Here is a 19,898-nt window from a genome sequence, read left to right on the forward strand (position 1 = left end):
CGGTTTCATTTGTTCCAAGCCGAAGGCTCACTGACGCCTACGTTTGTGTGGGCGGAACCCGCGAGGACGGCCCAGCCGTAGATGCAATCGCGCTCGCCGACACGCACGGCCCAGCCGGCATCGCCGTAGCTGTAGTGCCAGAACTCCTCGGCGCAGTTGGAAAACCCAGCGGCGAGCATCGCGGCAAAGAGAATCTCGCGGTGGCGAACGGCTTTCTCGCTGAGGCCCGTGGCGAGGCTCCGCGCAGCCTTCCAGCCCGTGAGCGGCTTGCGCAGCTCGGCCTGCCTGCCCGAGGGAAGCAATAAATGGACATCCACGGCGGCTCCGGTGCAGTGGCCGGGGGGAGCAGGCTGATCATACGGCGCAAAGAAACGGCAGGTCTGGCGACGGAGGGTGGCGCGGCTCCACTCCGGGTGTTTTTCCGTCAGCTCCGCAAAGTACTTATCAAAGAGTGCCTGCTGTGTCTCTTTTCTGCGTAGCGCCGTCGTGACGTGTAGTCTGTAGCCCACCGGGAGCGCGGCCTGCGCAGCGTTCAGCTTCTCGGCAACACTTTGGCGTAAGTAGGGCAAGCACGTTCGGGCAACTCTCACGCCCGGGCAGTGCTTGCGGATGTCTAGCAGTGGCTCGCCGCACTCGCGCTCCTTGATGCGATTGAGCGCGGCAATCGGCTCGGGGCCACTCACGGCACGAAGCTGAGCGACCAGCTCAGGGTCAAAGGTGGCAGTTCGCAGACGGCGCGGCATGATGTCCTAGTGTACCCGGGTACAATCCCCCCATGTTTGACTGGCGGCTACACACACGGATTGTCTGCGGGGCGGGGGCACTCGCGCAGCTTGGGGAGCTCACGCGGGGGCTGGGGAGGCGGGCGCTGCTCGTCACCGACCCGGGAATCGTTCAGGCGGGACACGCGGCGCGGGCAGAGACCTTCCTGAGTGCGGCGGGCGTGGCAACCGCTGTCTTCGCCGCGGTCCATGAGAACCCGACCACAGACGATGTGGAGGCGTGCCTGGAAATAGCCCGGCAGTTTCGTCCCGAGGTACTGATTGCACTGGGCGGCGGCTCCGCGATGGACACGGCCAAAGGGACAAATTTTATCCTCACCAACGGTGGTCCTCTCCGTGATTTCTGGGTCGCCAGCCCAGTGCGTCGAGGTTTCGCAAGCCCCCTCCTACCCTCTATTGCTATCCCTACCACGGCGGGTACCGGCAGCGAGGTGCAGTGCCATGCGCTTATCGCCGATGCCACAACCCATGCTAAGATGGCGCTGGGAGAGACCGGCGCGGAGCCAACGATTGCGCTTCTTGATCCTGAGCTGACCCTCTCGCTCCCCCGAGGCGTGACCGCCAATGTCGGGATAGATGCGCTGGTGCACGCCATCGAGACCGCCGTCACCAAACCCCGCACCCCGCTCTCGCTGCTCTTCTCTCATGAAGCGTTCCGGCTCCTCTCAGCAAGCTTTGGCTTGGTACTGAGGGAGCCGAACAATCTTGAGGCGCGGGAGGGGATGCTACTGGGCTCCACCTGGGCGGGCCTGGCAATTGAGTACTCCATGCTGGGTATCGCCCACTCGCTGGCGAACCCTCTCACGGCGCACTTTGGCACGGTACACGGACAAGCCGTTGGAGTGATGCTCCCGCACGTCATCCGGTTTAATGCACAATACCCCGCCGCCCACCGTGCCTACGAGGCCTTGGGCCACACGCCTGAAGCGCTCGCCACGCTTGTGACAGGTTGGCTGGAGCAGGCACAGATGCACACCACCCTGACCGAGTGCGGCATTACCGAATCCTTGCTGCCCACCCTCGCCGCCGAAGCCGCTCGTCAATGGACCGCCACGTTCAACCCACGCTCCGTCACGGTTTCTGATCTCGAGATGCTATACCGAGCAGCACTCTAGCCAGTCTCCTAGTAACCTCTCCCCCTTCCCCAAGGAGCCTGCGACTGCCCGGGGGAGGGGGCAGGGGGAGGGGTTACCACGGCACGGGCGCACTTGTGACTGTCTCGCCGCTGGTAGCGGCGCGGTCCATTAAGATGCCCAAGTAGTGGTCGTGGCAGCCCTCGGCGAGGCCGTAGTAGCCGGGGCCACCCGTGGCGTACTCCGCCATGCGCACCAGGCACTCCGCAATCGCGATCTCATCATCGGCGAGGCGGGCGAGCGGGAAAGGGTTCTCATAGACCCACTCGGTGCCCGCACTGTAGCCTTTGTGGAACGCGCCCTCAAGATTGCCTCGGTGCCCGGCATCCTCGCGGCGCAAAGTCAGCGCGACCGGCGTTTTATAGTCGAGCAGTAGCCGTACCGTTTCGTCACAAATCTCCCCACGCTCGCCACGCACGAGCACACGCTGGCTGCGAATATAGGAAAAATACTGGTCGCCCGTAAAATCAAACACCCCAAGCTTGCCGCTCTCAAAATTCAGCCACGCCAGCGTCTGGCCCGACGGCATGACTTTCTCTTCCAGGGGGCCGCCGTTGCGACCCGGGCTACTGAGAATCGGCGACGTGAACTTCTGCGCTCGAATGGTCACGGGCTCAAAGCCAGTATCCAAGTACCGACGGATCAGCGCCATGCCGTGGTAGCCGTGCACCGCCGAGACCTGCGCCTGCGTCACGGTTCCGAGCTTCCCCGAGCGAGCAATGGCAATCCGGGCGGCGTGGTGCGGCTGGAACGGATACTGCTCCGCGATCTGCACTTTGGCCGTGCTGCCCACTTTTTCCCAGAGCGCCCGCAACGCCTCTTCATTGGGCGCGGGCGGCGTCTCCGCCAGCACGGGCATGCTGCGCTCGGCGCACCAGACAATCAGCTCCGGTGTCACGGGCCACGGCACGGAGAGCACCAAAAAGTCGGGCTTCGCGGCTAATAACTCCTCCGGCGTGCGCACCGTCGGTACGCCCCACATCTTTGTCAGTGCCGCGCCTTTTTCCGCGCTTCGCGTCACAACTCCTGTCACTTCAAAGCGCTCTGGGAGTGCCTGTGCGATACGCATAAAGAACTCGGTGCGCCACCCGCCGCCCACAATGCCAAATCGGATCATGCGAGGATTGTACCAAAATTCCGTCCTCGTTCATGAGGGCAGGTATTATAGGCGTATGTTAATCACGGCAGTGACGGCGCTGCCGCTGCGGGGGGCGACCCCTGATGGCGGCTGGGCGCAGGGCTACAATCAAGACGAGGAGCTGCACACACTGATCCGGGTGGAGACCGACGGCGGCATCACCGGCTGGGGGAGCTGTTTCACGTCGGGGGCGCTGGTCACGGCGGCGCTGGCGCTCCTGCGGCCCTATCTCATTGGCGAGTCAGCGCTGGAGCCCGAGCGGGTGAGTGAGACACTACTCCAGTCCACCTTCTGGCAGGGACGCGGCGGAACCGTGGCGCACGCTATCTCGGGTGTGGACATTGCGCTCTGGGATATTCTGGGCAAAGCGACTGGCCAGCCTGTCGCGCGTCTCTTGGGCGGCTGCTACCGCGATAAGATCAAGCCCTACGCCTCGATTCTCTTTGCCGAGCCTCCCGTGCTGAAACAGCGACTCGAAGCGGTGCTGGAGCGTGGCTTCAAGGCCATCAAGATCGGCTGGTCGGGCTTTGGGCGCGTGCATAGTAGCTACGACAAGCTGCTTGTCCAGACCGCACGCGAAACCGTCGGCAACGACGTCGAGATATTTGTGGATGCGGGCGGCTCCGAGCAGCTCTGGCCGCACGGCTATAAGTGGGCGCTCCAGACCAGTAAGATGCTCGCCGACTACGGTGTCGGTTGGTTTGAGGAAGCGCTCCCCCCCGACGACATAGACGGCTTCTGCAAGCTACGCGAGCACGCGCCTTTGCCCATCACGAGTGGCGAGGTACTGGTGCGGCGGCAGAGCTTTCTGCCCTGGATCGAGCGCGGCGCGGTGGATATTCTCCAGCCCGACACCACCAAGTGCGGCGGCCTCTCCGAAGCTCGAAAGATCGCCTGGGCCGCCTACGACCATAATATTGGCTTTGTCAGCCACGGCTGGAACACGGCGGTCGGGCTTGCTGCCGATCTCGCCCTGGCCGCCGCACTTCCCACGGCCCGCTACGTCGAGTACATCACGCCCGCCGCGTACATAGATCAGCTCGTCAAAATCCCCTGGAAACTCGACGACGAGGGATTTTTGCCCATCTCAATGACTCCCGGCCTAGGGATTGAGATTGACGAAGAGGCGCTCAAGAGGTTCACGTAACCTCTCCCCAACCCCTCTCCCGGGCGCTCGCAAGCTCGCTGGGAAAGGGGCTTTTCGGGCTCCCTCCTTTCCCAGCGAGGAACGAGCACCCGGGAGAGGAGGGCTGGGGAGGAGAGGTTATGAATAGTTTAGACAAAACACTCTACGACGGCCTGACGTGGCCGGAGCTCAACGAAGCCGTGCTTGCACGCAAAGTCGTCTTGTTACCCATTGGGAGCACGGAGCAGCATGGGCATCACCTGCCGCTTGATGTGGATAACTTTCTGGCGCGTAGTGTCTGCTTGGAGGCAGCTAAACGCGCTCCGCAGGAGCTACTCGTGATGCCGACCATCCCCTACGGCTACAATGAGCACGGTCAGGACTTTCCGGGGACAATCCATGTGACTTATGCCCACTTTATCGAGTATTGTTTGGATGTGGTCAAGAGTGTCGCCTACGCCGGGTTTGATCGGATCGTGATTATAGATGGCCACGGCTCCAACGAGCACCTCTGTGAGTTCATCGCTCGGCGTGCGACTCTGGAGACTGAAGCACTGGTGGCCTCGACAATCTGGACGAATCTGGCGATTGAAGCGTTTGAAAAAGTCCGGGACAGCGGGCACGGCGGCGCGGCCCATGCCTGTGAACTAGAAACCAGCGCGTACCTGCACCTGGCTCCCGAGCACGTCCAGATGGATAAGGCCAGCGATCACTACGGGGGCGCGGCAGGGCGCGAGGGCAGCAAGTTCCTCTCGGTGGATCTGACGCGCGGCTGGGGGCCGATGAAGCTGGTTCAGTGGACCAGCGGCGCGACTCCCACGGGGGTCTCCGGCGCGCCGACGCTCGCCACGGCGGAGAAGGGTAGGGTGATTATCGGCGGCGCAGCGGACAATCTCGTCGCCTTCATCAGAGAGTTTCGTGGCATGGAGAAGCTCCTGCGAGTGGATCACCGCGCTGTCAAACCCGCCTCCCCGACGCTGCCTAACTTGGACTAGCAATTAATTTGGACCCGCAATAAATCATGAAACAAACACCCCTCTACAACGACACTGTGGCTAATTCTAACCCCCTGCGCACCCAGCAGGCAAAAGAGCTGGAGAGCTACATCCAGACCTTGAAAACTGACCAGAGCCGCCGGATTTCCGATGTGAAGAAGCTCCGCCAGCGCTTCGCGGAGAGCATCGGCTGGCCTCCACCTGGCAAGCCCGACACGGAAGCGGCGAGCTTTACAAAGATTGGCGAGGACAGTTTGGGAGTTTATTTTCGCGCGATGATCCCGGTGCTTCCGGGCGTCCATGCCGAGGGAATCTACATCGTCCCAAAGAACGCAACGGGACGCGTTCCGCTGGTGATCTCCATGCACGGCGGCGGCGGCTCGCCGGAGGTGGCGCTTTTTAACGGCGGAGCGAACTACCACGACATGGTGCGCGGCGGGGTGAAGCGTGGCTACGCCGTCTTTGCGCCCCAACATCTTTTCCGGGCCGACGGTTTCCCTGGCGATGTACGCAACCGCACCGATGAGCGCCTGAAGCTACTCGGGACGAGCCTCACTGCCGTCGAGATCGCCAAGATCACGCGCAGCCTGGATGTGCTGCTCAAGCGCCCCGAAATTGACCCCAAGCGCGTCGCGATGGTCGGGCTCTCGTACGGCGGCTACTACGCTCTTGTCGCGCCCGCGCTGGAGCCGCGCATCAAAGTGGCGGTGTCGAGCTGCTACTTCGGCGTCCAAGAGTGGCGCTACGAGCGCGACGAGCTCTCCGTCCCGTCCGACTTCCGCTTTCCGGATAGATTCTCCCAGCTTCTCGACTCCGATTTAGTGGCGCTGATCTGCCCACGGCCTCTCCTCATTCAGGCAGGCACCAAAGACGACGCTGATCACCGCGACGGTGGCATCAAGCTCGCTCCAGCGTCGGCGGAGCACTACAAAAAAATTGGCAAAGAGGCCAACTTCGAGTTTCTCGTCTTCGAAGGTGGCCACGAGTTCCACGATCCGTCGGCGTGGGCATTTTTAAAGAAGCACCTATGACGGAGCTCTGGAGTGCTCTAAAAATCGGCGACAAAGTGCGCTTCATCCGCTTGCCTGAAGGCTGGATGCACGACGAAACTCGCGTGGTCTACGAGGCACTGATCGCCACGGGTGCCGTTCTAGCCGTGGATCAAGTTGACGAGTTCGGGCATCCTTGGACAGAGCCGTTCGATGTGAATGTAGCCGGTCAAGTGACGTGTGACTCTGGCATCGGGCACACGCTGGCAATAATTGACGACACCTGGGAGTGGGTTTAGCTCGTAGGCCACGGAAGCGCCCCGCTGAGACGCAGAGAGATTAGCTCCTCTGGATCGCTCCAGCCCGTGCGCTCCTTTTCAAACTGCTCCCAGTAGGTGGCGAGCTGCCCATTGTCGCGCTTGACACGAATGCGAAGCTGCCAGGCTCGCTTAAAGCGCGGCCAAGGAAAGTCTTCGTCTGGCCAGCAGCCGTTTAGGCGGTAGGTGCGGGGGTGCTTGTAGGAATTGATGTAGCGGCAGCGGATGGCGGAGCGCAGATGCTGGCTGGCGATCTTTCGGTTGGAAGCTGTAATAAATAACCAACCCCCACCTGTCGCCGACTCCCAGATGTAGTAGCAGTCCCAGACAGGCAGGCGCTCGGCGGCCCAGAGCGCCCCACCAGCGGGGGTCAGATAGTAGGTAAGTCGCCCGTCATCTTCGTCGAGTTTTCTATAGAACAGCCCGTCATGGTGCCAGTGCTCTATGCGTGCCCTCAGCTCAGAGTCTGCCATTGTGTGGGGCTGAAATGGCAGGTTCATATGAATCGCAGCGTCTTCGGCAAGTAGGGGGCGCGACCAGCAGTCGTACATCGCCATTTTTGCGAACCAGTCGAAGTGGATTAGCTCGTCGTCGGTGAGGCCAGAGGTGTGGGTGCGGAAGCGGAAGTAGTCGGTACGGGTCATGGGCATTAGCAGGAGACATCTTTGCCGTCGGCTCCGAAGGCGGCGAGGCGCACGGTATTGTCGGTTTTTACGGCGCTGCTGGGGAGATAGTGGTACTGGAGCGCCCAGCGGGTTTCGTCGGTCTGGTTGATCGGGGTGCCGTGGGGGAGCTTGCCATCGAAGAGTAAGAGATCGCCCGCCTGCATCGGGACGGCAGTGCGCACAAACCCCTCCGCCTCCGTGTCGCAGAGCTGCCAGTCGCGGCGCATGAAGTGGGTGCGGGGGCCGCCTTGGTGGCCGCCTGCCAGAACAAACATGCAGCCGTTCTCCGGGCGCACGTCTTCCAGCGCGATCCAGACGCCTACAATCTTGGTGGTCAGCGGAAAGTTGAAGTAGGCATGGTCCTGGTGCCAGGGCTTCTCGCGCAGTTCGGGCAGGTGCGCAACTTCGGCCAGCGGCGGGTGCTCTTGCGTGAAGTCCATGAACTTGCGGACATAGCGTGCCCGTTCTTCAGCAGCAAGCGCGGGCTGGCCCGCACCATCTTGACCCAGTGAGAACTGCGATACAGGAGCGCCGCCGTGCTGCACGTCTACGCGGCGCAGGTACTCAGGGAGCGAGCCCTCGTAGGCCAGGGAGCCGCAGCGCGGGTCGTCGGCTAGGGTCATGAGGCGCAGCTCTTCTCGTGTCGCCCGCACTTGCTTATCCGAGAGCGCCCCACGAACGACCAGATAGCCGTCGGCTTCGTAGCGTGCCTGGGCGTCAGCATCAAAGCCCTCCCAGCCACAGATAGAATTTTGTGCAAGTGCATCCACGCAGTACAGCTCCGGCGCGTGGGAAGCAATCTCAGGTTCATAGATCACTTTCATGGATTTATGCTACCACAGCACGCAATGACGACAACCCTGATACCCCGGCTTCAAGGTCAGAGGCCAGAGCGACGCGCTGGGCTGGCTCACTTCGGGATTTTAGGGGTTTAGGCATAAAAGTTGCCAACCAGACAAAGTTACTATGCGACTTACCAGATTCTTACTACCTCTTTTACTGCTACTCTTTGTTGTTAACTCCCTGACGCACACCCGGCAATTTCCCTACGATGCTATGAACTACGTGGATGTCGCGTGGCACGTGACGCAGGGCGATGGCCTAGTGCAGACCACAGTGGGAGTATTTCAGCCACGACTCGCGACGCTTCCCAGCACTGGCCCTGTACCTTTTGTGGCTCAAGCGCCTCTTTTTCCTCTGCTGGTCGCGGTGCTTCATGCACTAGGAGCCTCTTTCCAAGATGCGGCGCTACTTCTCTCCGCACTAGGCTATCTGCTCACACTCGGGCTGGGCACGCTACTCGCGCGCCGCTTCTACGGAGATGGTGGTGCACAGCTTGTTCTCGCCGCCTTGCTGGTCTATGCGCCCTTGGCACAGGCGGGGCGTACCGCTCTCACGGAGGCACTGGCACTGGCAGTGCTCCTGGGAAGTATTGTGCTCGTGACCGCCCCAGGAAAACACCTTCGTGCGCCGGTGTTGGCGGCGGCGGGCCTGCTGGCGGGTCTCGCCTTTGCAACCCGCTACGCCCTCGTGGGGTGGATTCCCCTCGGGCTGCTCTGGATCCTCTGGCGGGGTCAAGGACGGGCTCTCTCGGGGGCAGTCGCCTATGGACTCGGGGCAGCGTTGCCCGTCGCGCCAATCCTCATCCGTAACTTAGCTCTCACGGGGGAGCTGATTCCCCGACCTCTCCCCTCCGACCAGGGCTGGCAACAAAACATCACGGACGCCATCCAGGCGCTGCTCGGCAACTTCTTCCTGGCGGAGCGTCAACAAGTGGCCCAGGGCCTCGTGAGCCTTGTCTTTCTCGGAATCGTGTTCCTATGGAAGCGGCACTCGCTGCGCCTGCGAAACGTCCCCCATCGGCCTGATGTACTCCTGATACTCTGGGCGCTGATCTACACAAGTGGGCTGATCCTCCAACGCACGCGGGTTCACTTCGATCCGCTAGACTCCCGGCTACTGCTCCCGGCAGGCGTGCCTCTCCTCCTGCTCCTGGGTAACCTAGCTGGAAACCCTCGGGCCGTCCGAACGGTGCTGGCACTGGGGCTTCTGCTGGCTCTAGGCAGGGAGGTCAAGATTCTCAGCACGCCGCTTGAGGCACCAGCCATCGTGCGTTCCCCCCGCCTCGCTTGGCTGGCGAAGAACACAGCCAACGCGGATCGCATTCTGGGCGATGATGCAATGGACATTCCCTTTTTCCTGGGACGGCCCCACGTGTTCTCTTTTTCCGCCTACCCTTACAACGAACCAGTGGACACGGATTTTCTCCAGCAAATAGCGCCCGTCTATGTCGTGGTCCGCCCCTCAGAGGGCGACAAGAAAGATGCTCGCTACGGCCCGATTCTCGCCGGGCTAAAGCAAGGTGTGCTTCCTCCAGGGCTACATATCACGGAGCAGGCCGTTCTCCACGATGCCCGAATCTACCGAGTCGAGGCGGAGATTTTTACGATACCATAGCGCTTATGAACCTGACAGAGACGCAGCGACAGACACTAAACAACGACGGTTTTGTAGTTCTCGAACGTGTCTTCACGCCCGGCGTGTTGGAGCACGTCACGGCGCGGATCGAGACATTTCAGAAGCGGCATGAGGAGACACTGGCCCAAAAAGGCGGCACGGAGGGAATCTCGCGTGCCAACGAGATCACGTTCACGGCGTATCTCGCCGAGCACGACCCGGAGCTACTCGCCTTCTGCCGCCGCCCGGAAATCGCTGCGCTGGGAGTCGCGCTGCTTGGCCCCGACGTGGATCTCTACTGGAACCAGGCGGTCTTCAAGATGCCCGAGGGCGCACAGCAGTTCCCGTGGCACCAGGACGACGGCTACACGCCGGTGAGCCCCTCGCCGTATCTCACCCTCTGGATCGCGCTGAATGAGGCCACAGTGAACAACGGCTGTGTCTGGGTGCGGCCCGGCTCACACAAAAACGGTCTGGTGGAGCATCTGGCTACACCGATTGGACTCGCGTGCCATAGCCTCGACGACCCTGACCAGGGCATTCCCGTGCCGGTGCCCGCGGGCTCGATTGTGGTATTCTGGTCGCTCACCATGCACAAGAGCGGTGTCAATGTCTCCCAGGGCTGCCGCAAGGCCTATATTGTCCAGCTTGCCAAAGCCGGGCTGGTCAGCTTACGCACCGGCGAGCCCGTACCCAACTTACTGCCCATCGCCCGTGAGGGTAGGAGCTTGTAAAAAATGATCACGTACGGCGGACGATTCCGCGTGTCACTGGAAACCTATCACGGAGTTCCCACGGGGTGGAGCAAGGCCGAGCTAATCGCAACCCATCGCGCTCTTGGTGGCTTGTTTGACATTGCAGCGCCGGAAGCCACAGAACCCGGTGCGCCGTGTTGGCTTCCAGATCGCAAGAACTGGCTACAGTACCGTGCGACACTCTACAAAATTGCCGAAGGCGTGCGCGCAAAAGACCCTGCCTGCATTGAGCTTGCGGTGCGCTACATTGAGCTTCGCTACATCGGCTCGTATTCTGGCTACATTCGTACTCATCTGGCTCGTGGGCTTAAACACGCACTCTTGTCCGTCGAACAAAAAGAGCGTCTTGATCAAGTCTTCCTCTCCATGGTCAAACGTCGCGACTACACCTGCGAATTTAGGGAGTACGTAAAAATTTGGCATCGCATCGCTTCGCCAGAAGCCATAGAGTTCATCAGATCACTGTCCGCTCAACACTCACCAAATAATCAAAGACCTTGGCTACAAAAATTTGCCCGTGTAGACTAACGCCAAAATAAATTCAATCCCCCCGCAACCAAGTGGTTGGCGCTTGCGTCTAGTAAGTGTTGTAAAAACATATACGGAGGTTCGGATCATGCTTGGATTTTTCAAGGGGCAACCCAACGACTATGTGCTGCGCTACTCAGGCGGGCATCTCGCCGACGAGGGGCAGGGGCTGACGTTCTGGTATCTGGCAGCGACAACGACCATTGTGACGGTGCCAACAGGGAGCTGCGACGTGCCTTTTGTTTTCAATGAGCAGACCGGTAGCTTCCAGGACGTGACGGTGCAAGGACAGTACACCTACCGCATCACGGCTCCACGCAAGACCGCCGCACTTCTGGACTTCTCGATTCATCCCCTGCGCCGGGAGTTTCGCAGCGACGATCCCCAGCGGCTGGCGCAGCGGATCACCAATCTCTTGCAGACCGAGGCGCGGCGGGCGATCCTGCGGCGCTCTCTGGAAGCGGCGCTTCAGGAGAGTGAGGCGATTGCCTGCGAGGTGCAGAGCCGACTTCAAGAGAGTGCACTTCTGGAGCCACTGGGAGTGGAGCTGCTCACGCTCTCGCTCTTGGCGATCCGCCCCACGCCCGAGGTGGCCCGTGCGCTGGAGGCAAGCTACCGGGAGAGCCTGCTCCGCGCCGCCGATGAGGCGATCTATGCCCGCCGCGCTGCCGCCGTCGAGGAGGAGCGCAAGATCAAGGAAAACGAACTGGCGACAGACATCTTGCTGGAGCGCCAGCGCCAGCAGTACATTGCGCTCCAGGGAGAGAATCTTGAAAAAGAGGCCCTTTCAAAGGCCCATGCACTTCAGTTGGAGCTAGGAAGCTACCAGAGCCTCGATCCCCGCTTGCTACTGGCTCTCTCCATGCGCGAGCTGGCCCAGAACGCGGGCAACATTGGAAACCTCACGATCACCAGCGAGCTGTTCGCATCGCTGATGGAGGCCAAAAATGCCTGACAAGCTGGTGATTGTCACGCGCAAGACGCCGCTGGAGGAGCTAATCCAGCGGCTCGGCACCCGCTCGCAGGCGAAGTTCTACCTGGAGCAAGAAGCGGCGCGGGGTGGCAGCGGCTTTGCACGCTACGAGCGTGAGGACGCGGCCTATGCCCGCTCCCGCGAGCTGCTCCGCCGGGCACTTCCGGGCAAAGTGCGAACACACTGGATCGAGCGCGATTTTTTGCCGACCTTCACCTTTGGGCCGCAGGATCTGATCGTGACGCTCGGGGCCGATGGCCTGGTAGTGAATGTCGCCAAGTACGCAAGCGGCCTACCGATTCTTGCCTTCCTGCCTGAAGGGGTCGCCTCAGAGTCGCAGCTCGCGCCCCATCCCGTCAGGCAGGCGGCGGCTCTCCTCGCACGGGTGATGGCAGGCGGTCTTGTGTCGCGCTCTATCACCATGGCTCGTGCCACTCTCGCAGATGGTCGCCAGCTCCACGCGGTAAACGAGCTTTTTATCGGGGCACGCACCCACGTCTCGGCACGCTACCAGCTCCGGGTGGACGAGCGAGCGGAGTTTCAGTCGTCGTCGGGCGTGCTGGTCTCCACGGGAGCGGGCTCCACCGGCTGGCTCCGTGCGCTCTGTGCAGGCGCAGCAGGAATCTCCGGCGAGCCCCACGCCTGTCAGTTCCTCGCGGAGTCGGAAAAGCTTGTCTATGCCGTCCGCGAGCCGTGGCCCAGCAAGACAACCGGAGCCAGCCTCGTCTATGGCGAGCTAGTATCGGGCCAGGTGCTGGAGCTGGTCTCCCAGATGCCCACCGGTGGCGTGATCTTCTCGGATGGGGTCGAGAGCGATTTTTTGCCCTTCGAGAGTGGTGCCGTCGCCCGCATCACGGTAGCCGATCAGAAAGTTCAGCTTTTGGCGGGGTAAGAGGATTTTCGTACAACTAAAGGCAATACAGCCAGCATGACCCCGCTCTGGCACCCCGATCCCGAGACCCGCAAGCCCGACAGCCATGTTGCCTTTCGTGCGACCTTTGAGCTAACGCAAGACGCCGAGATCGAGGTGCGCCTTCTCGGTGCCTCGTGGTTTGTCGCAAAACTGGACGATGTTTTTCTTGCCGAGGGGCCAGCACGCTTTACGCTTCCCTTCCCGCAGTACCAGCCGCACCGTGCTCGGCTCAAACCGGGGACACACACGCTGACCGCCCAGGTCCACCACTTCGGGGTGGGCACGCGCCTCTTAGAGAACCCACCGCCGTTTCTCTGGGCAGCGGTTGTGGTGACTGGGGAGCGCGAGCTGGCGCTGAGCTGGAAGTGCGCCCGGCTCACGGGCTACAGTCGCACGGGGCGGCGGATCAACAACCAGCTTGGCTGGAGCGAGTGGTGCGACACGCGTGCAGAGCCCGTCTGGGTTGCTCCTGTCGAGGCAAGTATTCCCCTCGGCACGATTCTGCCCCTCTCCACCGCTCCCGCCCGCGCCAATGCCCTGCCGGTGAAGGCCATCGCGCAGGGGACGCTCACCGAGACGTTTGGCTACGAAAACGACAACCCGCAAGCCCGATTTTTCCTACGTGAACTCAAGCCGAGCCTGCCACCTCAAGGGGTTTGGCGGCGCTACGATCTGGGGCGCGTTCGGCTGGCTCGTCCTCGTTTTGTGCTGGATCTGCCTGCTGGATCCATCGTCGAGTTTGCCCAGTCCGAGGCACTCACGCACAACCGGGTCGCGCCGTGGATCACGCTCTCGGCCAGCGACTCGTGCAACTTAGACCATTTTGTGGCCCGTGGCGGCCCTCAGGAGTTTGCGCCGCTGAACCCCAAGGGCGGGCGTTATCTGGAGGTGCATGTTCTCGCGCCACCGGAGAAAGTGCGCTTTGTCAAAGAGGAAGCCCTTGAGCGGACGTACTTTGGTGAGCAGATTGGTGCACTGGCAACGGGCGATACGCTGCTGGATAAAATCTGGAAAGTGGGCGTCGAGACACTGCGGGCCTGCTCCGAGGATGCGATCTTAGACAACCCGACTCGCGAGCGCGGGCAGTGGGCAGGCGACGTGGTCTCGGTAGGATTGGACATTGCGGGTGTGGCCTTCGACGATCTACGTGTTTTCGCCCGTGGCTTGGTCCAGTGTGCCCAGAGTGCCCGCGCCGATGGGCTGGTCTCGGGGATGGCGCCGGGCAAAGATATCTACCTCTCCACCTACGCTGCGCAGTGGGTCTCGGCCTGCGTGCGTTATGTCGAGCGCACCGGCGACAAGGCGCTTCTGGAGCAGCTTTTTATGGCGGCGGAGCGCAATATCGCCGCATTTGAAGCCCAGCGCGGCCCGGAGGGTGTGAGTAGCGGGCTGGCGTGGGCGTTTGTGGACTGGGGCTACGTGGCAAACCCCGGGCCGTCGGACATGGGCCTGAACTTGCACTATCTGGCGGCGCTGGAAGACATGCAGCGCTGGTGCGGCTTGCTGGGTAAACCAGACCGGGCAATGCACTACCAAGCTCTTGCCCGCGCTGTTTGGGCGACGATCCAGCGCTACTTCGAGCGGGAGCCGTCGTGGGAGAAGCGCGGCTTTCACCGCATCGCGCTGGCACTTCGGAGTGGCTTCTTTACGGGTGGCGACGAAAAAACAGCCATCGCAGCGCTAAAGTCTCACATCAGACGCTGTTTTCCCAACGACCCGAGCGCCCCACGCCTCTCGGATCCGTCGGCGGCCAACTCGCGCCTGATCACACCGTATTTTGCTCACTTCGCGTTTCCGGCCCTCATCGAGCGTGGCGAGCTGGCCTTCGTGCTGGAGCAATATAAAACTTGCTGGGGCTGGGCTTTAACTATTGAGGACGGCACGTGGCTAGAGGTGTTTGATCCGCGCTGGAGTCACTGTCATCAGTGGGCGGGCTGCCCTACCTGGCAGCTCAGCCAGGCACTTCTGGGGCTCAAACCACGCTTCGATCTAGGAAAGAATCACTTCGAGTGGGCCGTCCAGACCGGCGGGCTACGGCGTGTGACCGGAACGTTGCCAGTGCTCGGGGGGCGGGCGCGAATCACCCGCGAGGGACAGCGCTATCAGCTCCAAACGGATGCCCCCCTCACACTCCACGAGGGCGCGACGGAAATTCGTATCGAGCGCATGTGGCAGCCTCAGATTTCCTCTACTTTAGCGGACGGCTCTCGGTGACGATACCCACTTTGCGAGTGACAATCACTTTGCCATCGGAGAACGTCACCCTGCGTGGTTGGGCGGTGGCGCTGTAGACAAAGTAGGTTCGCTGGTTGCCTTTCTTAAACACGCCGTAGAGTGGGGTGTCGGCGGAGATGCTGGTGTCTACTTGCCCGGCTTTACTCAGAAAGTGCATCCAATAATAGAAATTCGCCCGGGAGTTTCCGGACTCGATCTCCTGGGTCTCGAAGTTGCAGTTTGCCAGCGCCCCGGGGGCATCAGCGAGGGCCTGGTACATCAGGATCACGTCACCCCAGCCGCCCCAGTTCTTGCCCGTGCGCGGTGGCAGGCTCTGGTCGCGCTTGGCATCTTTTTTGTCGTGAGCAATGCGCTCGGTAGCGAGGCTGGCGAGGTTCTCGGAGATATAGGCCGGGTGCGTCCCTAAGTACAGCGAACCGCTCTGGAGGGGCAGCAGATTGATGCCGTGCATGTGGATCGGGTCGCCGGAGAACCAGGTGGCAAAGACGGCCTTTGCGCCCCAGACCATCGAGGCCAGCGAGCGCGTAAACGCCTTCGGGTAGAGCTTGTTCACATCAAACCAGTAGTTGTCAATTGCGTCTTTTTCGGTCACGTAGAGATAGATGCCCGTGTCGCGGAGCTTTTTATCGCCCGTGAGCTCTCCCCAGAGGATCATCCCCGTCCATGCGTTCATCGCCTCCGACGACGACTCATTGTTATTGCCATCGGCGAAGTCGCCCTTTCCGTCGGCCCAGGTGTGGCCCTCGTAGATATCGAAGTTACGCAGAAACGGGAACAGCGGGTCGCTGCGCTCCGGGTTGGCACAGTCGCGGATCAGTAAGTTCACCATGGCGCCCCACTGCGCTTGGCTTGCCCACTCTGGCTCCTGGCGCGCCAGCTCGGCGGCGGCGCGGATGAAGTAGCCGTAGTGAAAGTGATGGTCGTTGAGGGCTTCGTCGCTACCGTAGGAGGCCGGGTAGCCGATCAGTGTCCCCCACGGCTTGTTGTAGTAGAACAGCCCCTTTGTCTTAGCGTCTTTTGCCGTGAAGTAGTCTTCGAGAAGCGCCTGCAGTCGCGCCCGAAGCGCCGTGTTGGCGGCAGTGTTGCCCGTCGCCTCCGCGAGCGCGGCGAGGGTCGCCAGCTTACCCAGCGCCTTTCCCGTCCAGTACGTATCGGCCAGCTCTGGCTTGTAGGTGGCGGCATCGGTGTCTATGAACTTCTTGAGGGTCGCTTTCTCATAGCCACCAAAGTCGGGCAGGAGCGGCAGGACACCCTGGAACGGGGTGACCGTGGTGAACCCCTCCCCGGCGGCAACTTTTAAGGTTCCACGAGTGCACTGGTAGGTGTAGTCCGTGAGCTTTGTGGCGCTCCGCTGGTACTGGTGCGGATAGAGCCCAAAGAGCGTCCCCAGCGTCGCGCCCTCATAAGCTTTTACCGTGAAGGCATACTTCGTCGTTACTCTACTCGTCTTCTCGTCGTAGCTCCAGACAACTTTTGAGTCCGTCACGTGGTTATACGCGTACTTAGCAAAGAACGCCAGTGTCTCTTGTTTATTATCAGGCAGTAGCGCCACGGAAAAATATGACTTGCCTTTGCAAGTAAGCTTACTCGTGCCGGTACCTTCCCACGTGCAGCCCGCCGCGCCGAAGAGTCCGTAGCTACGCCCCCCAAGTGTCACCCCAAGCACGGGGCTCTTCGCATCGCCGGAGAACACCGTTGGTGCGCTGGCGAATGTGAATGTCGGGTCACCGTCTGTAATGGTGCCGTAGACAAACGGTGAGCCGTGCCCAAACGTCAGGAAGAGCTTATTGCCAAAGGCAGCCGTGACGAACCAGTCGCTCCAGCTCTCGGCACGCGCATCGGGGAAAGTAAGCTGCGCGGAGTGCCCAATCACCAGGTCATCGGGGGCCTGCATCACCGCCGTGAAGATTCCCTCGGGGTTGGCGGTGTAGCCGACACCAGGGTAATAAATCCGCAAGCCTTTCTCGTGCGCCTGAACGCCCAGTGGGTGCGGGAACATCTGATTCGAGAACTTCGAGAAGACCAGCGAGCTCCACCAGTCATTGGTGGGAATGGGCTTCTTCACTGCCTCCGTCACAAACGGCAGTGTCCCTGGCTCCTTCGCCCCCGTAGGAAGCTTTGTCGTGTAGCTTCCCGCCCCGACAGAGACGATGTCGGGCGATTCATTCTGTGCACAAGCAATCGGGGAAGTCAGCATTAGCACACTCAGCGTGGCAAAGAGAAAAACCATACAGAAGTTTACCACTTGGGGCTGGAATCGCATTTGCATCATGCAGTATGCATTTCCCTGCAAGACAAAAGAACTCCGGCTGCACTGAGGAGCAGGCAAGCACTGAGGAGCAGGCAAGCACTGAGGAGAAGTCCATTAATCAGTAGGATCGCGGAGGGCTTGGGCAACATGGCTTGATAGTACCTAAATTTAGTACGGCGGAAAGAGCCGACGGAAGCCATGAGCGAGGACAATGGGCAGGAGTAGGGCGTGTGTAAGCAGCCAGAAGCTGGCGTCGGGGCGCTGGGGGGTTCCTGAATGGGCGACTTGGGCGAGCTGCGTGGCGAGTTTTGCAAGGCGCTTCTCGCTCCACCAAGGCTCGATCAGCCCAGCAAGCCAGTCGGTGGGGATGCCCTCATGCCCTACCCGTGCCCCGATCAGTCCGCCCACAATCGCTGCCACTGTGTCGGTGTCTCCGCCCAGCGCGACGCTCTCAATCACGGCGGCGCGGAGGTTATCGGGGTGACGAGCAGTGAGTGCGAGCGCGGCGGCGACAGTGTGAACGATGTAGCCTGAGACGGGTCCCTGAGGGAGTTCTGTCGCTGCTGGAAGTGTGATGGCAGCTTTGGCAATAGCCAGCGCCCCGTCTTCTGCTTTCGGGTCCGTGTGCGTGAGGCGAGTGGAGGCGCGGACAAGCGTACGGAGCCGGGTGTCATCGGTGTCGGCGGCGCAGAACAGCCCGATAATCGGGGAGCGCATCGCCGGACCGTTGCCTGCGGAGAAGACCCCGGAGTGCTCAGGGGGAATGCCAACAAGAAGCCTGAGGGAGGCTTGCGCGGTGGCCTTGCCTATTCCTGGTGGCAGACTCAGAAACCAGCACTTGAGCCGACCAGCTAGCTCTCTCCCAAACTGTGTCGGGTCGCCGCCAGAGGCAACGAGGGCTTGGGCCGTCATGATCGCGTGCGCCGTGTCATCGCTGACAAAGCCATGTCCAAAGAAAAGTCGGTGGTTGGTGAGCTCGCCAAAGAGCCGTTGGCGACGCTCAGGACGCAGCCCCTCGGAGGGGAGTCCGATGGCATCGCCCACTGCCATGCCGAGAAGACAGCCCAGGAAGTTGTTTTTATCCATACAACACCAACGAAAAATACGGGGCTTCGGTTACGCTTTGGCACGGGGCTTGCTCTAGGAAGAATCCTATAATGATTTCGCCGCTCTCAGGTCTGCTTGTTCGTCCACTCACCCCCTCTGATGCATCGTTCTTGCCGGAAGCTCTGTACCGGGCTCTCTATACCACTGCAAAAGAGGCACCCCTCTCACGCGATGTTCTCCTGCTGCCGGAGCTTGCCCGCTACATTGATGGCTGGGGGCAGCGCTTTGGTGACCAGGGGATGCTCGCTCTTAAAGACCAGGGCTACTTTCTGGGGGCAGCTTGGCTGCGCCTTTTTTCTCATGAAACACCGGGCTATGGCTATGTGGATGATCTCACGCCCGAGCTCTGCGTCTCTGTTCTGCCGGAGTGGCGCGGCTGCGGGATTGGTACCCGGCTCCTTGTCGCGGCTTTGGAACAGGCCCAGCGGCAGTTCCCCGCCGTGAGCCTGAGTGTCACTCCGGGCAACCCTTCCCAGCGCCTTTATGAGCGTCTTGGCTTTGAGGTAGTGCACGCCACTCCGCACGAAATCACTATGCGCCTCGCCTTTTAGTTTTCCCGTTGACTCGTGTTCATCGTGGCAATGCGCGCCACGCAAGCTCGGTCGTCGTTGTTGTGGATAAAGGGTTCGATATCCCAAAGATCTGCCGTGACACGCATTTCCTTGCCTAAACCCAGCCCGTAGTGCAGGCACGCCTCCAGGCTCTGGAGGGTCGGTGGTACGTAATGCCCTTGCGCGGCAAGGGCTTCCAGCGCCCCGTTGCCCGCACGGGTGGGCAAGAGCGCTGCAAAGGTCGCACCGCACGCAGATGCCGTGTCCAGTGAGCGACAGCCCCACTCCACCCCTTCGTCTTCGCTCAAAAACGGTGGGCGCACCAGAAGAAACACCCGGAGTGCGATTTTATTCTCCGCCAGAAACCCCGCCGCCCGGCGAAAATCCTCTACACTCATGTGCTTATTGAGCTTCTCCAGCGCTTGTTCGTGCACGGTCTCCAGCCCTATCGCCACTTCTAGGGTTGCGGGCGCGATGGCATCCCGAAAGGCGAGAACATGCTCGGCGTGCTTTCCACCCAGAAACGCCGTGTGGCTCTCGACAATCACGCGATCAAACTCAGAGTTTCGGATGTGCGCGGCAATTTCGGAGTAATCGTCGCGCGGCACCTGACCGGGATCGAAGAAGCTCCCCGCATTGTAAAGCTTGAGGGCACGCCGCTTAGATTCCCCCGTTCCACAGGGGCTAGGGGACAGGCTCGCGGCCACTTGCGCTGCAATTGCGCCAGGCTGTGTTGGTGTGTCCAGTGTGTCTTGCCAGAGGTCGCACATCAGGCAGCGAAAGGCGCACTCGCGGTTGGTGAGCAGCAGCGTGTGGCAGAGCCAGGGTGTGCCATCGGGGCCGGGCTCCGCTTCGAGAAAGTTGCCGTAGGGGAGCGTGGGAGCGTGGGGCGTTTTTGGGCCACGGTGCTTCAGAATCCAGCGGGTGCGCTCGGTGGATTTCTTGGGATAGAGAGTTAGCGGTGTCACGGCATCATTTTATCG

19 protein-coding genes are annotated in these 19,898 nt (G+C 61.2%); 12 read left to right on the top strand and 7 right to left on the bottom strand.

Annotated features, from left to right (window positions below; all coding sequences use genetic code 11):
• Positions 1 to 5: 5 nt before the first annotated feature.
• Positions 6 to 743 carry a M15 family metallopeptidase gene (locus tag ACH2ED_RS06555; RefSeq protein ID WP_395089517.1) on the bottom strand — a complete coding sequence of 246 codons (738 nt, stop codon included), beginning with the start codon at positions 741 to 743 and terminating at the stop codon, positions 6 to 8.
• A 32-nt stretch (positions 744 to 775) separates the two neighbouring features.
• On the opposite strand from ACH2ED_RS06555, the gene ACH2ED_RS06560 reads away from it, so the two are divergent.
• Positions 776 to 1,897, top strand: a complete 1,122-nt coding sequence (locus tag ACH2ED_RS06560) for an iron-containing alcohol dehydrogenase (RefSeq protein WP_395089519.1) — start codon at positions 776 to 778, stop codon at positions 1,895 to 1,897.
• A 73-nt stretch (positions 1,898 to 1,970) separates the two neighbouring features.
• Here the strand turns inward: ACH2ED_RS06560 and ACH2ED_RS06565 are convergent, their stop codons facing one another.
• Positions 1,971 to 3,032, bottom strand: coding sequence for a Gfo/Idh/MocA family protein (locus ACH2ED_RS06565; RefSeq protein ID WP_395089520.1), 1,062 nt, complete (start codon positions 3,030 to 3,032; stop codon positions 1,971 to 1,973).
• 55 nt (positions 3,033 to 3,087) lie between these two features.
• Here ACH2ED_RS06565 and ACH2ED_RS06570 point away from each other — a divergent pair, with 55 nt between their 5' ends.
• The 4 genes from ACH2ED_RS06570 (at position 3,088) to ACH2ED_RS06585 (ending at position 6,462) form a co-directional block, all read left to right on the top strand.
• Complete coding sequence (locus ACH2ED_RS06570; RefSeq protein ID WP_395089523.1) at positions 3,088 to 4,200, top strand: mandelate racemase/muconate lactonizing enzyme family protein; 1,113 nt, start codon at positions 3,088 to 3,090, stop codon at positions 4,198 to 4,200.
• A gap of 119 nt (positions 4,201 to 4,319) precedes the next feature.
• Complete coding sequence (locus ACH2ED_RS06575) at positions 4,320 to 5,174, top strand: creatininase family protein (protein ID WP_395089525.1); 855 nt, start codon at positions 4,320 to 4,322, stop codon at positions 5,172 to 5,174.
• 26 nt (positions 5,175 to 5,200) lie between these two features.
• Positions 5,201 to 6,205 carry an alpha/beta hydrolase family protein gene (locus ACH2ED_RS06580; RefSeq protein WP_395089528.1) on the top strand — a complete coding sequence of 335 codons (1,005 nt, stop codon included), beginning with the start codon at positions 5,201 to 5,203 and terminating at the stop codon, positions 6,203 to 6,205.
• On the top strand, positions 6,202 to 6,462 hold the full coding sequence (locus ACH2ED_RS06585) for a hypothetical protein (protein ID WP_395089530.1): 261 nt from the start codon (positions 6,202 to 6,204) through the stop codon (positions 6,460 to 6,462). Before ACH2ED_RS06580 ends, ACH2ED_RS06585 begins: the two co-directional genes overlap by 4 nt.
• Here ACH2ED_RS06585 and ACH2ED_RS06590 read toward each other — a convergent pair.
• Both ACH2ED_RS06590 and ACH2ED_RS06595 read right to left on the bottom strand, forming a co-directional pair.
• Entirely contained in the window at positions 6,459 to 7,130 is a 672-nt protein-coding gene (locus tag ACH2ED_RS06590; RefSeq protein ID WP_395089532.1) for a hypothetical protein, read from the bottom strand. The genes ACH2ED_RS06585 and ACH2ED_RS06590 overlap by 4 nt on opposite strands.
• Positions 7,130 to 7,969 carry a phytanoyl-CoA dioxygenase family protein gene (locus ACH2ED_RS06595; RefSeq protein WP_395089533.1) on the bottom strand — a complete coding sequence of 280 codons (840 nt, stop codon included), beginning with the start codon at positions 7,967 to 7,969 and terminating at the stop codon, positions 7,130 to 7,132. Before ACH2ED_RS06595 ends, ACH2ED_RS06590 begins: the two co-directional genes overlap by 1 nt.
• 142 nt (positions 7,970 to 8,111) lie before the next feature.
• Here ACH2ED_RS06595 and ACH2ED_RS06600 point away from each other — a divergent pair, with 142 nt between their 5' ends.
• From ACH2ED_RS06600 to ACH2ED_RS06625, 6 genes are all read left to right on the top strand, one after another.
• Positions 8,112 to 9,602 carry a hypothetical protein gene (locus tag ACH2ED_RS06600; RefSeq protein WP_395089536.1) on the top strand — a complete coding sequence of 497 codons (1,491 nt, stop codon included), beginning with the start codon at positions 8,112 to 8,114 and terminating at the stop codon, positions 9,600 to 9,602.
• A 5-nt stretch (positions 9,603 to 9,607) separates the two neighbouring features.
• Positions 9,608 to 10,336, top strand: a complete 729-nt coding sequence (locus tag ACH2ED_RS06605) for a phytanoyl-CoA dioxygenase family protein (protein WP_395089538.1) — start codon at positions 9,608 to 9,610, stop codon at positions 10,334 to 10,336.
• Positions 10,337 to 10,339: 3 nt separating this feature from the next.
• Entirely contained in the window at positions 10,340 to 10,885 is a 546-nt protein-coding gene (locus ACH2ED_RS06610) for a hypothetical protein (protein ID WP_395089540.1), read from the top strand.
• 88 nt (positions 10,886 to 10,973) lie between these two features.
• Positions 10,974 to 11,840: an SPFH domain-containing protein gene (locus ACH2ED_RS06615; RefSeq protein ID WP_395089542.1), complete on the top strand. Its 867-nt coding sequence runs from the start codon at positions 10,974 to 10,976 to the stop codon at positions 11,838 to 11,840.
• Positions 11,833 to 12,750 carry a sugar kinase gene (locus ACH2ED_RS06620; RefSeq protein WP_395089543.1) on the top strand — a complete coding sequence of 306 codons (918 nt, stop codon included), beginning with the start codon at positions 11,833 to 11,835 and terminating at the stop codon, positions 12,748 to 12,750. Before ACH2ED_RS06615 ends, ACH2ED_RS06620 begins: the two co-directional genes overlap by 8 nt.
• Before the next feature lie 36 nt (positions 12,751 to 12,786).
• Positions 12,787 to 14,985: a hypothetical protein gene (locus tag ACH2ED_RS06625; RefSeq protein ID WP_395089546.1), complete on the top strand. Its 2,199-nt coding sequence runs from the start codon at positions 12,787 to 12,789 to the stop codon at positions 14,983 to 14,985.
• Here the strand turns inward: ACH2ED_RS06625 and ACH2ED_RS06630 are convergent.
• Positions 14,960 to 17,278 carry a glycosyl hydrolase gene (locus ACH2ED_RS06630; protein WP_395089547.1) on the bottom strand — a complete coding sequence of 773 codons (2,319 nt, stop codon included), beginning with the start codon at positions 17,276 to 17,278 and terminating at the stop codon, positions 14,960 to 14,962. The genes ACH2ED_RS06625 and ACH2ED_RS06630 overlap by 26 nt on opposite strands.
• A gap of 147 nt (positions 17,279 to 17,425) precedes the next feature.
• Positions 17,426 to 18,343 carry an ADP-ribosylglycohydrolase family protein gene (locus ACH2ED_RS06635; protein ID WP_395089550.1) on the bottom strand — a complete coding sequence of 306 codons (918 nt, stop codon included), beginning with the start codon at positions 18,341 to 18,343 and terminating at the stop codon, positions 17,426 to 17,428.
• Between the two features lie 71 nt (positions 18,344 to 18,414).
• Here ACH2ED_RS06635 and ACH2ED_RS06640 point away from each other — a divergent pair, with 71 nt between their 5' ends.
• A complete protein-coding gene (locus ACH2ED_RS06640) occupies positions 18,415 to 18,915 on the top strand; it encodes a GNAT family N-acetyltransferase (RefSeq protein ID WP_395089552.1) in 501 nt (166 codons plus the stop codon).
• On the opposite strand, the gene ACH2ED_RS06645 is transcribed toward ACH2ED_RS06640, so the two are convergent.
• On the bottom strand, positions 18,912 to 19,883 hold the full coding sequence (locus ACH2ED_RS06645) for a radical SAM protein (protein WP_395089555.1): 972 nt from the start codon (positions 19,881 to 19,883) through the stop codon (positions 18,912 to 18,914). The two genes, ACH2ED_RS06640 and ACH2ED_RS06645, sit on opposite strands and share 4 nt — an antisense overlap.
• Positions 19,884 to 19,898 lie beyond the last annotated feature (15 nt).

This window comes from Armatimonas sp., assembly GCF_043757465.1.
Lineage (GTDB): Bacteria > Armatimonadota > Armatimonadia > Armatimonadales > Armatimonadaceae > Armatimonas.

Excerpts from the sequence above, each read along its gene's own strand:
- ACH2ED_RS06555 (WP_395089517.1), bottom strand. The coding sequence starts at position 743 with ATGCCGCGCCGTCTGCGAACTGCCACCTTTGACCCTGAGCTGGTCGCT.
- ACH2ED_RS06560 (WP_395089519.1), top strand. The coding sequence starts at position 776 with ATGTTTGACTGGCGGCTACACACACGGATTGTCTGCGGGGCGGGGGCA.
- ACH2ED_RS06565 (WP_395089520.1), bottom strand. The coding sequence starts at position 3,032 with ATGATCCGATTTGGCATTGTGGGCGGCGGGTGGCGCACCGAGTTCTTT.
- ACH2ED_RS06570 (WP_395089523.1), top strand. The coding sequence starts at position 3,088 with ATGTTAATCACGGCAGTGACGGCGCTGCCGCTGCGGGGGGCGACCCCT.
- ACH2ED_RS06575 (WP_395089525.1), top strand. The coding sequence starts at position 4,320 with ATGAATAGTTTAGACAAAACACTCTACGACGGCCTGACGTGGCCGGAG.
- ACH2ED_RS06580 (WP_395089528.1), top strand. The coding sequence starts at position 5,201 with ATGAAACAAACACCCCTCTACAACGACACTGTGGCTAATTCTAACCCC.
- ACH2ED_RS06585 (WP_395089530.1), top strand. The coding sequence starts at position 6,202 with ATGACGGAGCTCTGGAGTGCTCTAAAAATCGGCGACAAAGTGCGCTTC.
- ACH2ED_RS06590 (WP_395089532.1), bottom strand. The coding sequence starts at position 7,130 with ATGCCCATGACCCGTACCGACTACTTCCGCTTCCGCACCCACACCTCT.
- ACH2ED_RS06595 (WP_395089533.1), bottom strand. The coding sequence starts at position 7,969 with ATGAAAGTGATCTATGAACCTGAGATTGCTTCCCACGCGCCGGAGCTG.
- ACH2ED_RS06600 (WP_395089536.1), top strand. The coding sequence starts at position 8,112 with ATGCGACTTACCAGATTCTTACTACCTCTTTTACTGCTACTCTTTGTT.
- ACH2ED_RS06605 (WP_395089538.1), top strand. The coding sequence starts at position 9,608 with ATGAACCTGACAGAGACGCAGCGACAGACACTAAACAACGACGGTTTT.
- ACH2ED_RS06610 (WP_395089540.1), top strand. The coding sequence starts at position 10,340 with ATGATCACGTACGGCGGACGATTCCGCGTGTCACTGGAAACCTATCAC.
- ACH2ED_RS06615 (WP_395089542.1), top strand. The coding sequence starts at position 10,974 with ATGCTTGGATTTTTCAAGGGGCAACCCAACGACTATGTGCTGCGCTAC.
- ACH2ED_RS06620 (WP_395089543.1), top strand. The coding sequence starts at position 11,833 with ATGCCTGACAAGCTGGTGATTGTCACGCGCAAGACGCCGCTGGAGGAG.
- ACH2ED_RS06625 (WP_395089546.1), top strand. The coding sequence starts at position 12,787 with ATGACCCCGCTCTGGCACCCCGATCCCGAGACCCGCAAGCCCGACAGC.
- ACH2ED_RS06630 (WP_395089547.1), bottom strand. The coding sequence starts at position 17,278 with ATGATGCAAATGCGATTCCAGCCCCAAGTGGTAAACTTCTGTATGGTT.
- ACH2ED_RS06635 (WP_395089550.1), bottom strand. The coding sequence starts at position 18,343 with ATGGATAAAAACAACTTCCTGGGCTGTCTTCTCGGCATGGCAGTGGGC.
- ACH2ED_RS06640 (WP_395089552.1), top strand. The coding sequence starts at position 18,415 with ATGATTTCGCCGCTCTCAGGTCTGCTTGTTCGTCCACTCACCCCCTCT.